The organism is Amycolatopsis sp. WAC 04197 (assembly GCF_003947475.1).
In the GTDB taxonomy this organism is placed as follows: Bacteria; Actinomycetota; Actinomycetes; order Mycobacteriales; family Pseudonocardiaceae; genus Amycolatopsis; species Amycolatopsis japonica.
Window position 1 is genome coordinate 101,134 of record NZ_QHJK01000014.1, and the last position, 13,756, is coordinate 114,889.

Consider the following 13,756-nt stretch of genomic DNA (forward strand, 5'->3'; position numbering starts at 1 on the left):
GCTGCCTGTCACGCCGAGTCTACGTGCGGCTTTTCCTGGCACTCTCGACGCATGGGGTTCAACCACAACGACCACTATCACCCGCTGCTGCTCGACCAGCTGCCTCCCGGCCCCGGCGTGGCGCTGGACGTGGGCTGCGGCAGCGGACGGTTCGCGCGGCGGCTCGCGGCCACCGGGATGCACGTCGAGGCGATCGACCGGTCCGGTCCGATGATCGACCTCGCCCGCGCCGCCGGCTCGCCGGGACCCGGCACGATCTCGTACCGGCAGGCCGACGTGGTCGCCGAAAAGCTGCCGGACGAGGCGTACGACTTCATCTCCTGTCTCGCGATGCTGCACCACGTGCCGTTCGACACGGTCACCAAGCTGCGGGACGCGCTGGTCCCCGGCGGGGTGCTCGCCGTGCTCGGCCTCGGCAGGCCCAGCACCGTCGGCGACTACGCGCGCGCTCTCGTGGCCTCACCGGTCAACGCGCTGGCCAGGGTGATCGTGTACGCGGGCGAGCGGCTGAACGGCGGCGCCGACCCGCTGCCGACGGCGCCGATCGTGGAGACCTTCCCGCCGATGAGCCGGATCCGGCGCGACGCGGCCGGCCTGCTGCCCGGGAGCAAGGTCCGGAACCTGCTCTTCTACCGCTATCTGCTGGTCTATCGCAGACCGGAAGACGATCACCCGATGTGACACCCCAAGCGGGTGAAACCGGCGCTCGACCACCCGATCGGCGGCGCCGACCGGGGCGGATCCGGTTCATTTTTGAGAGGCCATCCAGTCCGGAGATCGGGGTCCTCATGCGCTACAGACGCGTCCTGTTCGCGGCCGTCTCGACCGTCGTCCTGCTGATCGCCTCCGCCACGGCGGCCACCGCCACCACGCGGTCCTACCGCGATTACGTCGCGCTGGGTGATTCCTACACCTCCGGACCGCTCATCCCGCTCCCCCGCCTCGATCCGCTCTTCTGCGGCAAGTCGACGCAGAACTACCCGTCGATGCTCGCCGCGGCGCTGCGGGTCCGCTCCTTCACCGACATCAGCTGCGGCGGCGCCGACACCACCAACATGACGCAACGCCAAAGCGTGACGCTCGGCAGCAACCCGCCCCAGTTCAGCGCCCTGCGCGCGAACACCGACCTGGTCACGGTCGGTATCGGCGGCAACGACTACGGCGTCTTCGGCACGCTCGTCGGCACCTGCCCGTCACTGCGCGCGAGCGATCCCACCGGGAACCCGTGCCAGGAGCGGTTCACCGTCGGCGGTGTCGACACCATCAAGGCCAAGATCGCCGACACCGGCAAGAACGTCGAGAAGGTGCTGGCCGGAGTCCACGCCCGCTCCCCGCGCGCGGACGTGCTCGTCATCGGCTACCCGCGGATCGCGCCGGAACGCGGCTACTGCCCGAAGATCCTGCCCTTCGCCGAGGGCGACTACGCCTGGCTCAACGACGTCGAGAAGGCGCTGAACTCGGCGATCGAGAAGGCCGTCGCGGCCGACGGCAAGGCGACCTTCATCGACACCTTCGGCCCGTCCGCCGGGCACGACGCCTGCGCGCCGAACGGGGCCGCGTGGATCAACGGGCAGCACACGAAGCTGCTCGCCGCGGCGGCCTACCACCCGTACCGCACGGGGATGGCGGGCGTGACCGGAGTGATCCTCCGTCACCTTCGCTGAATGTCATGAAAGGGTCGTTCAAGACATTTTTTGTCCTGAACGACCCTTTCATGACGTTTGGTCAGGAGGCGGGAAGGGCGGCCAGCCGGGCGTTGATGCGCTCGATATCCGCGACCGCGGTCTCCTTGCGGGCCCGGATCTTGCCGATCACCGGCTCCGGCGCCTTGTCGATGAAGGCCTGGTTGCCGAGTTTGGCCTCGGCCTGCGCCAGTTCCTTCTCCGCCGCGCCGAGGTCCTTCTGCAGGCGCTTGCGCTCCGCGGCGACGTCGACCGTGCCGGACAGGTCCAGCTCGACGGTCACCACACCGGCCGACAGCCCGACCTCGAGCGACGCGCTCGGCGCGAAGCCTTCCTCCGGCTGGGTGAGCCGGACCAGCGAGCGGATCGGCTCGTCGTGTCCGGTGAGCTCGGCGAACCCGTCGCCGGACAGCCGCGCCGCCACCTTCTGGCTGGGCTTGAGGCCCTGGTCCGCGCGGAACCGGCGCACCTCGGTCACCAGCTTCTGCACGTCCGCGATCCGCTTGTCCGCCACGGCGTCGGCGTACGACGCGTCGGCCACCGGCCACGGGGCGATCACCAGCGATTCGCGGCCGGTCAGCGCCGTCCACAGCTTCTCGGTGATGAACGGGATGAACGGGTGCAGCAGCTTCAGCACGGTGTCGAACACGTGCCCCAGCACCGCGCGCGTCGCCGTCACGCGGGCCTCGTCACCCTGGAAGACCTGGACCTTCGACAGCTCCAGGTACCAGTCGCACAGCTCGGTCCAGGTGAACTGGTAGAGCGTGTCGGTGGCCTTCGCGAACTGGTAGTCCGCCAGGTATCTGGTGACCTCGTCGACGACGTTGCCGAGCCTGCCGAGGATCCAGCGGTCGGCCTCGGTGAGTTCGGCGGCCGGGGGCAGCGGGGCGTTCGCGTCCGCGCCGTTCATCATCGCGAACTTGGTGGCGTTCCAGAGCTTCGTGGTGAAGTTCCGGGAGCCGGCGACCCATTCCTCGCCGATCGGCACGTCGGTGCCCGGGTTCGCGCCCCGCGTGAGGGTGAAGCGCAGCGCGTCGGTGCCGTACTTGTCCATCCACTCGATGGGGTCGACGCCGTTGCCCGCGGTCTTCGACATCTTCTTGCCGAACTGGTCGCGGACCATGCCGTGCAGCGCGATGGTCTTGAACGGCGCCTCGCCGGTGGCGTAGAGGCCGAACATCATCATCCGCACGACCCAGAAGAACAGGATGTCGTAGCCGGTGACCAGCACCGACGTCGGATAGAACTTGTTCAGGTCCGGGGTCTTCTCCGGCCAGCCGAGGGTGGAGAACGGCCACAGGCCCGAGGAGAACCAGGTGTCGAGGACGTCCGGGTCCTGGGTCCAGCCCTCGCCCGAAGGCGGCTCCTCGTCCGGTCCGACGCAGACGACCTCGTCGTTCGGGCCGTACCAGACCGGGATGCGGTGACCCCACCACAGCTGACGCGAGATGCACCAGTCGTGCAGGTTGTCGACCCAGTCGAAGTAGCGCTTCTCCAGCTCCGGCGGGTGGACGTTCACCCGGCCGTCGCGCACCGCGTCGCCGGCGGCCTTCGCGAGCGGGCCGACCTTGACGAACCACTGCAGCGAAAGCCGCGGCTCGATCGGCTCCTTCGAGCGCTCGGAGTGCCCGACGCTGTGCAGGTACGGACGCTTCTCCGCGACGATCCGGCCCTGCTCGCGCAGCTTCTCCCGCACCGCGACCCGGGCCTCGAAGCGGTCCATGCCGTCGAACTCGGTGCCGGTGCCGTCGATCCGGCCCTGCTCGTCCATGATCGTGATCATCGGCAGGTCGTGCCGCTGGCCGATCTCGAAGTCGTTCGGGTCGTGCGCGGGGGTCACCTTGACCGCGCCGGTGCCGAACTCCGGGTCGACGTGCTTGTCCGCGACGATCGGGATCTTGCGCCCGGTGAGCGGCAGCTCGACCTCGGTGCCGATGAGGTGGGTGTAGCGCTCGTCGTCCGGGTGGACCGCGACGGCGGTGTCGCCGAGCATCGTCTCCATCCGGGTGGTGGCCACGACGATCGCGTTCTCGCCGTCGCCGTAGCGCATCGAGACGAGTTCGCCCTCGACCTCTTCGTGCTTCACCTCGGCGTCGGACAGCACCGACCGCAGCTCCGGCGACCAGTTGACCAGGCGCTCGGCGCGGTAGATGAGACCGTCGTCGAACAGCTTCTTGAAGATCGTGTTGACGGCCTTGGACAGGCCGTCGTCCATGGTGAACCGCTCACGGGTCCAGTCGACACCCTCGCCGAGGCGTTTCATCTGGGCGAGGATCTTGCCGCCGTGCTCGTTCTTCCACTGCCAGACGCGCTCCACGAAGGCCTCGCGGCCGAGCTCGCGGCGGCTGGTGCCCTCGGCGCGGAGCTGCTTCTCGACCAGCGCGTGGACCGCGATGCTCGCGTGGTCCATCCCCGGCAGGTACAGCGTCTCTTCGCCGAGCATGCGGTGGTAGCGGGTGATGGCGTCGATCAGCGTGTGCTCGAACGCGTGCCCGATGTGCAGCGAACCGGTCACGTTCGGGGGCGGGATGACTACCGTGAACGGCGGCTTGTCCGACGTGGGGTCGGCCGTGAAGTAGCCGGCGTCTACCCAACGCTGGTAGAGCGAGGCTTCTTCGTCGGCCGGGTTCCAGGTACCCGGAAGGTCGGTCTGCTGCGGCTGGGCGTTCTCGGTCACAGTTGACAAGTCTACGAACCCCCTCTATCGACTTCCTCACCGGCCGTAACGCCCGCCGTTCGCAGCCGATGAGGGGATGTCGTGACGCACTGGGGAGGGGTGGGTTCGTGGAGGACGCGCGGTTGGAGACGCATCCGGATCTGATGGATCCGGAGTGGCGCAAGCACGCGGAAGTGGACGCCTGGCTGGGCTCGAAGAAGGACCTCAAGAAGCGGCGGAAGCAGGCGTCGCGCCGCGGGTTCCGGGTCTCCGGCGGGCCGGTGTTCGTCCTGGCGCTGATCGCGCTCGTGGTCGCGGCGGTCGTCGTGCACCGGGTACAGGGACGCGGCGTCAACGACGTCCCCGGCTTCGGGCAGCCGCCGAAAGCCGCCCCTGTGTCGGGCGGGGTCGACCTCGACCGGCCCTATGACCGCACCCCCGCCGCGTACTGGCGCGAAGGCATCGCAGGGGTCATCGTGCCGCCGGGGCAGGCCGTCGGCGGTTTCACCACCGCGGAGGTCGACGCGGCGTACCGGACCGTGACGGAAGCCATCGCGGCGACTCGTCTGAGTTCCGGGGCGCTCCAGTACGCGGACGGCTCGGAGCTGCTCCGCTTGCTGGCCCCGAACGAACGCGTCCGGCTCGAACCGGCCCTCACCAGCCCGCTCACCGTCGAAAAAGGCAAGTACCTGACCCTCATCGGCCCGAACCGCCTGCTGCAGGTGAGCCCGCGCATGACCGGCTTCCTGACGGCGAGACCCGGCGAGAAGGGCGAACTGATCGTTCACGCGAGTTACACGACCGCCTACGCCTTCGACGCGCATCCTGGCGAGGCCCGGTCGCCGTCGGACATCGTCCCGTTCGTCCGCGACGAACAGGACTACGTGATCCGCAAAGCGCCACCGTTCGCCAAGGCCGACGCCGGCCTCAGCTTCGGCGAAGGCGCGGGTTATCACTCGAACATGGCGTGCGACGCGTTCAAGGCCGGCATCCTCGCACCCCAGTACGCTGACAAGAGCAAACCCGTCGACGGTGCGCCCGCGGTCGACGAAGTGGACACCTACGACCCGACGAAACCCCTGCCATCGACGGGCAACTGCGGTTAGCCGACCGAAATCCTGGGGAAGAGGACCGAGATGGACGAAGAGGACCGGCGGATCGAGACACATCCGGATCTGATGAACCCGGATTGGCAGAAACACGCCGAACGCGACGCTTGGCTGGGTGCGAAGAAGGAACTCAAGAAGAAGCGTCGTAAGCAGCAGAAGGCCGCCGCGAGCGGCTACTCAGCGCCAGGGACGAGCCGGTGGCCGGGTATCGCGGCGCTCGTCGGCCTGATCGTGCTGGTCGTGGCCGCGGTGACGGTGAACGCGGTGCAGGAACGCGGCGTCAACGAGACACCTTGGTTCCCGCTCGACGAAGCGCAGATCAGCCGGATCGTCACCAACGCCTGACCCCTCGGTCGCGCGCGAAGACGGCAAGGCGCACGATGGGGTCATGACCCGCGAAGCACCCGCGAACGACGTTGACGAGACACAGCTCGAGGTCGGGAAACCGAAGAGCTGGGCGGCCGGGATCCCCGGGGTCGCCGTCTCCCTGATGCGCGGCATGGAGCAGATGGGCGCCGCGCGCACCGTGAAGACGCTGCGCCTGCTGAACCAGCGTGACGGCTTCGACTGCCCGGGTTGCGCTTGGCCGGAGCCGCGCGAGGTCGACGGCGAGCACCGCAAACTCGCCGAGTTCTGTGAGAACGGCGCGAAGGCCGTCGCCGAGGAGGCGACGAAGCGCCGCGTCGGCCGTGAGTTCTTCGCCCGGCACTCCATCCACGAGCTGGCGGACAAGACGGACTACTGGCTCGGCCAGCAGGGCCGCATCACCGAGCCGTTCGTGCTGCGCGAAGGGGCTTCGCACTACGAACCGATCTCCTGGGACGACGCGTTCACGCTGGTCGCGGACGAACTGCGGGCACTGAGCGACCCGAACGAGGCGATCTTCTACACCTCCGGCCGCACCAGCAACGAGGCCGCGTTCCTCTACCAGCTGCTCGTGCGCTCCTACGGCACCAACAACCTGCCGGACTGCTCCAACATGTGCCACGAGTCCTCCGGCGCGGCGCTCGCGGCCACGACCGGGATCGGCAAGGGCTCGGTGTCGCTCGCCGACATCCACAAGGCGGACCTCATCGTGGTGGTCGGCCAGAACCCGGGCACGAACCATCCGCGCATGCTGTCGGCGCTGGAGGAGGCCAAGGGCAACGGCGCGAAGATCATGGCGGTCAACCCGCTGCCCGAAGCCGGTCTGATGCGGTTCAAGAACCCGCAGAACGTCCGCGGCGTGGTCGGCAAGGGCACCCCGCTGGCCGACGAGTTCGCCCAGATCCGGCTGGGCGGCGACCTCGCGCTGTTCCAGGCGATCGGTCATCTCCTGTTGCAATGGGAGCAGGAGACCCCCGGCACGATCGTCGACCACGCGTTCATCGAGTCGTCCTCCGAGGGGTTCGAGGACTACGCGAAGCATCTGCGGGAGATCGACTGGGACGAGGTCGGCGCCGCGACCGGGCTGCCGCGTGAGCAGATCGAGCGGCTGGCGCGGATGATCGCGACGTCGAAGCGCACCATCTACTGCTGGGCGATGGGGCTGACGCAGCACAAGCACGCGGTGCAGACCATCTCCGAGATCGCGAACCTGGCGCTGATGCGCGGCATGATCGGCGAACCGGGCGCGGGCCTGTGCCCGGTACGCGGGCACTCCAACGTCCAGGGCGACCGGACGATGGGCATCTGGGAGAAGATGCCGGAGTCCTTTATGGACAGTCTCGACGCGGAGTTCGGCATCAAGGTGCCGCGAGACCACGGTCACGACACCGTCGCCGCGATCCGCGCGATGCGGGACGGGCACGGCAAGGTCTTCTTCGCCGTCGGCGGCAATTTCGCTTCCGCCACACCGGACACGGAGCTCACGGAGAAGGCGCTCAAGTCGTGTTCCCTGACCGCGCACGTGTCGACGAAGCTCAACCGCTCGCACGTCGTGCCCGGCAGGACGGCGCTGATCCTGCCCACCCTCGGCCGCACGGAACGCGACGTCCAAGCCGGCGGCGAGCAGTTCGTCACCGTCGAGGACTCGATGTCGCAGGTGCACACCTCGCGCGGCAGGCTGGCCCCGGCCAGCGAGCATCTGCTCTCCGAGGTCGCGATCATCTGTCATCTCGCGGAAGCCCTGCTCGGTGCCGGGCACGCCGTGCCGTGGCGGGATTTCCACGCCGACTACGACCTCATCCGCGACCGGATCGCGCGCGTCGTCCCCGGCTGCCACGACTACAACGCCCGGGTGCGCGAACCCGACGGGTTCGTCCTGCCGCACGCGCCGCGCGATTCCCGGCAGTTCAACGGAACCGCGAACGGCAAGGCGAACTTCACCGTCTCCGAACTCGAATACCCCCAGGTGCCCGAAGGCAGGCTGCTGCTGCAGACGATGCGCAGTCACGACCAGTACAACACCACCATCTACGGCCTTTCCGACCGTTACCGCGGCATCGAGGACGCGCGGCGCGTGGTGCTGGTCAACCCCGACGACCTGGCCGCGCTCGGGCTGGCCGACGGCGCGATGGTCGACCTGGTCTCGGAATGGCGGGACGGCGACCGCCGGGCCCCGCGGTTCCGGGTGGTCTCCTACCCGACGGCGAAGGGCTGCGCGGCGGCGTACTTTCCCGAGGCGAACGCCTTGGTGCCGCTGGATTCGGTGGCGGACAAGTCGAACACCCCGGTGTCGAAGGCGATCGTGGTTCGGCTGGAGCCGGTGGCCGCACCTTAGGCTGCCCGCTTGGCGGTGTCGCGCGGCGCCGGACGGGGTCCACCGTGAAAGGGCCAACCCCTTTCGCGGAAAGGCCTTGCCATGTCACGAAGATCGACCTCGCGTTGCTTCGCCGCCCTGGCCTCGCTCCTGCTCGTCGCGGTGCTGCCCGGCGCGGCCACCGCCGCCGCGGGCGCACCGCCGCCGCTGCCGTTCGTCTCCCAGCTCGACCTGTCCTGCTACCGGACCGAAGGCTACAAACCACCGCCGACGGAGCTCACCCTCAAGCACCTCAACCCCGTGCTCGAGAAACTGCCGTTGGAGACGGTCAAACTCGGTGAACGCCAACAGCTGTGCGTGCCAGTCGCGAAGAACGGCGCGATCCCGCCGCCGGGGATCGTCGACTACGTCCGCTGGGTGGATCTGTCGTGCTACCGGATCGAAGGCCGCGCGGTGGACTTCCCGCTGACGCTGAGCCATCTGAACCCTGTTGTGCAGAAGCTCGGCATCCAGGATTCGCACGTGACCATGTTGTCGCCGGAGCAGTTGTGCGTCCCGGTCGCGAAGAACGGGAAGCTGCCGCCGCCGGAGATCCTGTCGTTCGTGCGGCATATCGACCTCGAGTGCTATGCCCTGCGTGTCCTCGGCATTCCCACCATCCCGTTCCCGCTGACGCTGGGCCATCTCAACCCGGTGCTGGCCGACCGGCCGAAGACGGACGTGAAGGTCGGCAACGCACGGCAAGTGTGCGTCCCGGTGGCGAAACGCGGTGACGAGATCCCGCCGGAGGTGCTCGGCACCGTCCAGTGGCTGGATCTGGCGAAGGCGGACGTCAGCACCGCGCCGAGCGTCGTCGGACCGCTCACGCTCAAGCTGACCCACCTGAACCCGGTGCTGAGCCACCTTCCCGGCGAAGCGGCCGTCATCACCGAGCCGGTCCAGCTCGGCCTTCCGGTCGCGAAGAACGGGAAGATCCCGCCAAGGGAGTGACGCGGCTCAGTCGATGCAGTCGGCGCCATCGGCCGTGATCGGCGGCTCCGCCAGCGCACCGATCGCGCCCCCGCCCGCGGAGACGCCCGGTCCTTTGTAGACCTGGCCGAGGACGACCTCGATCTGGCCCGCCGCGACCGAATCGGCTTTCTGGACGTCCAGTCCGCCGAGCAGTTTCGCGATCTCCGCGGCGGGCCCGGCCGCGTCGCTGTACCGGACGACCGAGGTCCGCCGTCCGGCTTCGGCCTTCGTGTCGCCCTTGCCGTATCCCTTCTCCGCCAAGAGATCCGAGACGCGGGCGGCGAGACCGTCCTTGCCGCTCGCGTTGACGACGTCGACCTTGGGCCCGGCGGGCGCCTGCGGGGTCGTGGGCTGGGCACCGATCAAGGAGGCGGCGAACGCGCGCACCTGGGCGGGATCGACCTGCACGGCGGTCCAGGTCGGATGCCGGGGGTCGTAGCGGTAGTCGGGGTTGACCACCGGAATGGTCTCGAACGCGATCCCGCCGCCGGACACCCCGCGCATCTGCCGCACGAAGTCGAGCAGATTCCACGAACCGTCGAGCACGACCGAACGCTTCACCGCGTCGATCAGGTCGGACACGCGCGCCGGGTTGGCGAGGGTCCCGCCGGAGAGCACCTGCTTCGCCAGTCCCGCGAGGAACACCTGCTGGCGGCGGACGCGGTCGAGGTCGCTGCGGGGCAGATTCTTGCGCTGACGGACGAAGGCGAGCGCGTCGGCGCCCGCGATCGTCTGCCGCCCGGCGGGGAAGTCCGCGCCCGAATCACGGTCCTTGGTGGCCTTCTTCAGGCAGACCTCGACGCCGCCGACGGCCTTGCTGATCTCGTAGAAGCTCAGCAGGTTGACCTCGGCGAAGTGGTCGATCTTGACGCCGCTGAGCTCCTCGACGGCCTTCAGGGTCGCCTTCCGCGCCGCGGTGATCGCCTGCTTGTTGATCTCGGCCTTGTCGGTCTTACCCGCCGCACGCTGCTCGTTCGCCGACGCGAACTTGGTCCGGCCGAAGATCTCGTTGATCTTGCTCTTGTCCTTCGTGCCCGGCTGCGCGACCCACGAGTCACGCGGGATCGAGAACGCCTTCACCGCCTGCTGGCCGTTGGGGATGCGGAGCACGATGAGCGTGTCGGTCAGGTCGTCGCCGTTCGCCCCGGCCCGCAGTTCCCGCAGGATCTCCGGCGGAAGCGGCCGGTCCTGGTTGTCGGTACGCGCGTCGCGCCCGACCAGCAGGATGTCCAGCGAACCGTCGGCGGGCTGCTCCCCCGGATCCGGCGCCTCGATCACGTCCTCGCGGGTGATGCCGTCGAGCGACTCCAGCGTCGTGTATCCGTACGCGGTCCCGCCGAACACCGCCACCGCGAGCGCGGCGACCAGGACCTTCCCCAGCTTGTGCACGTCCCATAGACGCGCGGGAGGCCGTCACCGCTGCATCAGTGATCCAGTTCACATCCTCAGATGCGACGCGCCGTTCAGGTCGAGGATCGCCCCGGACGCCCACGCGGCCTCGCCGGAAGCCAGGTAGAGCACCGCGGCCGCGACCTCCTCCGGCGTGCCGACCCGGCCGAACGGGCTCTCGCTTCGCGCGCCTTCGACCTTCGCCGCGACCCGGTCCGTCGCGGTGAAACCGGGCGCGACCGAGGTCACGGCGATCCCGTGCGGGGCGAGGGCGACGGCGAGCGACTGCCCCAGCGAGTGCAGCGCGGCCTTGCTCGCGCCGTACGCCGGGAACTCGGGCTCGCCCTTGAAGGCTCCCCGCGAGCCGATGTTGACCACGCGGCCGGGCGCGCCGCGTTCGATCATGTGCCGCGCCACGCAGTAGGTCACGTTCGCGGTGCCGAGCACGTTGACGTCGAGCATCCGCCGCCAGACCCGCTGCCAGTCCTCATAGGACACTTCGGCGACGGGATGGGCCGCACCCGCGGAGGGCGCGAAGGCGGCGTTGTTCACGAGGACGTCCACCCCGTCCACCAGTTCCTCGGCCTCGTCGGCGACCCGTTGTGCCACTTCGGGTTCCGAAAGATCACCTTGGATCAGGCCGTGTCCGGAACCGGGCAGCTCGTCGAGCGTCCGCTCGGCCTCCTCCCGCTTCGAGGCGTAGTGGACGGCGACACGGTCGCCCTTTTCCGCGAAGGCACGGGCGATCGCGCGGCCGATGCCGCGCGACGCCCCGGTGACCAGAACTCCCACGGAACCGACCCTACTTCAGCCGCCGAAGAGCTGGACCACCTTGCGGAACAGTTCGTAGACGCCGTAGGCGAACGGGAGCGCGACCCACAGCCACGCGAAGACCATCAGCCCGGTGCGGCGGCGTTCGGGTGCCTGTTCGGTCATCGGGCCTCACTCCTCGCGGGCTCGCCGGACGACGCCGGCTCGTGGTACTTCGGGTTGACCGGGCGCACCAGCTCGTTCGCGACGAAACCGACGACCAGCAGGCCGATCATGATGAACAGCGACGTCGTGTACAGATCCGGGCCGACCTTGCCCGCCGACTTCTGGCTGTCGGCGATGGCGTTGACGATCAGCGGCCCGAGTACGCCGGCCATCGACCACGCGGTCAGCAGCCTGCCGTGGATCGCGCCCACCTGGTAGGTGCCGAAAAGGTCCTTCAGATACGCCGGCACGGTCGCGAAGCCGCCGCCGTAGAAGGACAGGATCAGCATCGCGCACAGGACGAACACGAGCTTCGAGGCGTTGGTGGTCAGCGCGATCACCAGGTACAGCAGGGCGCCGACGCCGAGGTAGAGCCGGTAGATGTTCTTGCGCCCCACCAGGTCCGAAGTGGACGACCAGACGAACCGGCCGAGCATGTTGGTCAGCGACAGCAACGCGACGAACCCGGCCGCGGCGGCGGTGCCGACCGGCGTGGAGGTCTCGCGGAAGAAGTCCGCGATCATCGGCGAGGCCTTCTCCAGGATGCCGATGCCCGCGGTCACGTTGAAGCACAGGACCACCCAGAGAAGCCAGAACTGCGGCGTCCTGATGGCGTTGCGCGCCGACACGTTCGCGGTGGTGATCATCGCGTTGCCGTGGTCGGTCTTCGGTTCCCAGCCCTGCGGCTTCCAGCCGTCGGCGGGCACCCGTACCAGCAGGATGCCGAGGGTCATGAAGACGGCGTAGACCAGGCCGTGCACGAGGAAGGCGGTCGCGACCGTCCCGATGGACCACGGCGCCGTGCCCAGCATCTGCGAAGACCACGGGGAGGCGATCAGCGCGCCGCCGCCGAAGCCCATGATCGCGATGCCGGTGGCCATCCCCGGCCGGTCCGGGAACCATTTGATCAACGTCGACACCGGCGAGATGTAGCCGATCCCGAGCCCGATCCCGCCGATCCCGCCCCAGCCGAGGACGACGAGCCAGTACTGCGACGTCGCCACGCCGAGCGCGGACAGCAGGAAGCCCGAGCTGAAACAGACCATCGAGACGAACATCGCCCAGCGCGGCCCGTTGCGTTCGACCAGCGTCCCGCCGAAGGCCGCCGACAGCCCGAGCATCACGATGCCGAGCTGGAACGGCAGCGCGCTCTCCGTCCCCGTGAGGCCGAGGGTCTTCTCCAGCGGCGGTTTGAAGACGCTCCACGCGTACGCCTGCCCGATCGAGAGGTGGACGGCCAGCGCGGCGGGAGGCACCAGCCAGCGGCTCCAGCCCGGTGATGCGACGATGCGGGAACGGTCCAGGAAGCCGACAGCCATCCGGCGCCTCCGTACTCTGAGGATGTGCACTGGGAATGTATTACTTAATTCCCGACGTTGCAGTATCCGAGTGTCGAATAAGCGGTCAGAAGGGTGGACAAGTGGGCAGGGTGACGGTGCGGCGTCCGGTGCGGAAGATCTCCGCGACCAAGGACGTGCGGCGGCCCGACGCGCTCGCGGCCGAAGAGCCGCTGGAGATCCGCGTCGGCGGCAAGGCACTCGCGGTCACCATGCGAACCCCCGGCAACGACGTCGAGCTCGCGCACGGGTTCCTGTTGTCCGAAGGCGTGCTCGCCTCGCGCGAGGACGTCGCGGTCGCGCGATACTGCGATGGCGTCGACGACCAGGGCCGCAACACCTACAACGTCCTGGACATCGCACTGGCCGAAGGGGTCGCCCCGCCGGAGACCGGCGTCGAGCGGAACTTCTACACCACGTCCTCGTGCGGCGTCTGCGGCAAGGCCGCGCTCGACGCGGTGAAGCTGAAAAGCCGGTTTTCCCCGGCGAAGTCCGGATTCGCGGTGAGCACCGACGTGCTGGCGAAACTCCCGGACACCCTCCGCGCGCACCAGAAGGTGTTCTCCAGCACCGGTGGCCTGCACGCGGCCGCCCTGTTCGACGGCGACGGGAACCTCGCCGTGGTCCGCGAGGACGTCGGCAGGCACAACGCCGTCGACAAGGTGCTGGGCTGGGCGCTGCAGGCGGGCCGGATCCCCGCGGCGGACACCGGATTGCTGGTGTCCGGCCGCGCCTCGTTCGAACTGGTGCAGAAGGCCGCCATGGCCGGGATCGGGCTGCTGGCGGCCGTCTCCGCGCCGTCGTCGCTGGCTGCGGAACTGGCCGAAGAGAACGGCATGACGCTCATCGGTTTCCTGCGCGGCGACAGCATGAACCTCTACACCGGGGAACAGCGGGTGCTCGGCCTCGGGAGCTGA

The 13,756-nt window shown here is 68.8% G+C and carries 12 protein-coding genes; 7 read left to right on the forward strand and 5 right to left on the reverse strand.

The features are described from left to right. Positions 1-51 precede the first annotated feature (51 nt). Positions 52-681: a bifunctional 2-polyprenyl-6-hydroxyphenol methylase/3-demethylubiquinol 3-O-methyltransferase UbiG gene (locus DMC64_RS37835; protein WP_125737450.1), complete on the forward strand. Its 630-nt coding sequence runs from the start codon at positions 52-54 to the stop codon at positions 679-681. Between the two features lie 107 nt (positions 682-788). Next, a complete protein-coding gene (locus DMC64_RS37840) occupies positions 789-1,664 on the forward strand; it encodes an SGNH/GDSL hydrolase family protein (RefSeq protein WP_125737451.1) in 876 nt (291 codons plus the stop codon). Positions 1,665-1,725: 61 nt separating this feature from the next. Here the strand turns inward: DMC64_RS37840 and DMC64_RS37845 are convergent, their stop codons facing one another. Next, positions 1,726-4,359 carry a valine--tRNA ligase gene (locus tag DMC64_RS37845; protein WP_125737452.1) on the reverse strand — a complete coding sequence of 878 codons (2,634 nt, stop codon included), beginning with the start codon at positions 4,357-4,359 and terminating at the stop codon, positions 1,726-1,728. Between the two features lie 107 nt (positions 4,360-4,466). Here DMC64_RS37845 and DMC64_RS37850 point away from each other — a divergent pair, with 107 nt between their 5' ends. The 4 genes from DMC64_RS37850 (at position 4,467) to DMC64_RS37865 (ending at position 9,117) form a co-directional block, all read left to right on the forward strand. Then, a complete protein-coding gene (locus tag DMC64_RS37850; RefSeq protein ID WP_233629965.1) occupies positions 4,467-5,444 on the forward strand; it encodes a hypothetical protein in 978 nt (325 codons plus the stop codon). A gap of 30 nt (positions 5,445-5,474) precedes the next feature. Then, entirely contained in the window at positions 5,475-5,792 is a 318-nt protein-coding gene (locus tag DMC64_RS37855) for a hypothetical protein (protein ID WP_073846441.1), read from the forward strand. A 43-nt stretch (positions 5,793-5,835) separates the two neighbouring features. Beyond that, the gene (locus DMC64_RS37860) at positions 5,836-8,148 is read left to right on the forward strand and encodes an FdhF/YdeP family oxidoreductase (RefSeq protein WP_125737453.1); all 2,313 of its coding nucleotides are present in this window, start codon (positions 5,836-5,838) and stop codon (positions 8,146-8,148) included. Positions 8,149-8,229: 81 nt separating this feature from the next. Further along, the gene (locus tag DMC64_RS37865; protein WP_125737454.1) at positions 8,230-9,117 is read left to right on the forward strand and encodes a hypothetical protein; all 888 of its coding nucleotides are present in this window, start codon (positions 8,230-8,232) and stop codon (positions 9,115-9,117) included. A gap of 6 nt (positions 9,118-9,123) precedes the next feature. On the opposite strand, the gene DMC64_RS37870 is transcribed toward DMC64_RS37865, so the two are convergent. From DMC64_RS37870 to DMC64_RS37880, 4 genes are read right to left on the reverse strand one after another with little or no spacing between them, the layout of a single operon-like run. Further along, positions 9,124-10,527 carry an LCP family protein gene (locus tag DMC64_RS37870; RefSeq protein WP_125737455.1) on the reverse strand — a complete coding sequence of 468 codons (1,404 nt, stop codon included), beginning with the start codon at positions 10,525-10,527 and terminating at the stop codon, positions 9,124-9,126. A 48-nt stretch (positions 10,528-10,575) separates the two neighbouring features. After that, positions 10,576-11,319 (reverse strand): SDR family NAD(P)-dependent oxidoreductase, encoded by a 744-nt coding sequence (locus tag DMC64_RS37875; RefSeq protein ID WP_125737456.1) that lies wholly within the window; start codon positions 11,317-11,319, stop codon positions 10,576-10,578. 15 nt (positions 11,320-11,334) lie between these two features. Beyond that, positions 11,335-11,463 (reverse strand): hypothetical protein, encoded by a 129-nt coding sequence (locus DMC64_RS43590; protein ID WP_255355414.1) that lies wholly within the window; start codon positions 11,461-11,463, stop codon positions 11,335-11,337. Then, entirely contained in the window at positions 11,460-12,821 is a 1,362-nt protein-coding gene (locus tag DMC64_RS37880; RefSeq protein ID WP_125737457.1) for an OFA family MFS transporter, read from the reverse strand. The genes DMC64_RS43590 and DMC64_RS37880 overlap by 4 nt, the downstream gene beginning before the upstream one ends. A gap of 101 nt (positions 12,822-12,922) precedes the next feature. Here DMC64_RS37880 and fdhD point away from each other — a divergent pair, with 101 nt between their 5' ends. Next, on the forward strand, positions 12,923-13,756 hold the full coding sequence (fdhD, locus tag DMC64_RS37885; RefSeq protein WP_125737458.1) for a formate dehydrogenase accessory sulfurtransferase FdhD: 834 nt from the start codon (positions 12,923-12,925) through the stop codon (positions 13,754-13,756).

What these genes read in the sequence shown, in the direction of transcription:
- DMC64_RS37840 (WP_125737451.1), top strand. Translation starts at nt 789, where the DNA reads ATGCGCTACAGACGCGTCCTGTTCGCGGCCGTCTCGACCGTCGTCCTG.
- DMC64_RS37855 (WP_073846441.1), top strand. Translation starts at nt 5,475, where the DNA reads ATGGACGAAGAGGACCGGCGGATCGAGACACATCCGGATCTGATGAAC.
- DMC64_RS37880 (WP_125737457.1), bottom strand. Translation starts at nt 12,821, where the DNA reads ATGGCTGTCGGCTTCCTGGACCGTTCCCGCATCGTCGCATCACCGGGC.
- DMC64_RS37865 (WP_125737454.1), top strand. Translation starts at nt 8,230, where the DNA reads ATGTCACGAAGATCGACCTCGCGTTGCTTCGCCGCCCTGGCCTCGCTC.
- DMC64_RS37835 (WP_125737450.1), top strand. Translation starts at nt 52, where the DNA reads ATGGGGTTCAACCACAACGACCACTATCACCCGCTGCTGCTCGACCAG.
- DMC64_RS43590 (WP_255355414.1), bottom strand. Translation starts at nt 11,463, where the DNA reads ATGACCGAACAGGCACCCGAACGCCGCCGCACCGGGCTGATGGTCTTC.
- DMC64_RS37860 (WP_125737453.1), top strand. Translation starts at nt 5,836, where the DNA reads ATGACCCGCGAAGCACCCGCGAACGACGTTGACGAGACACAGCTCGAG.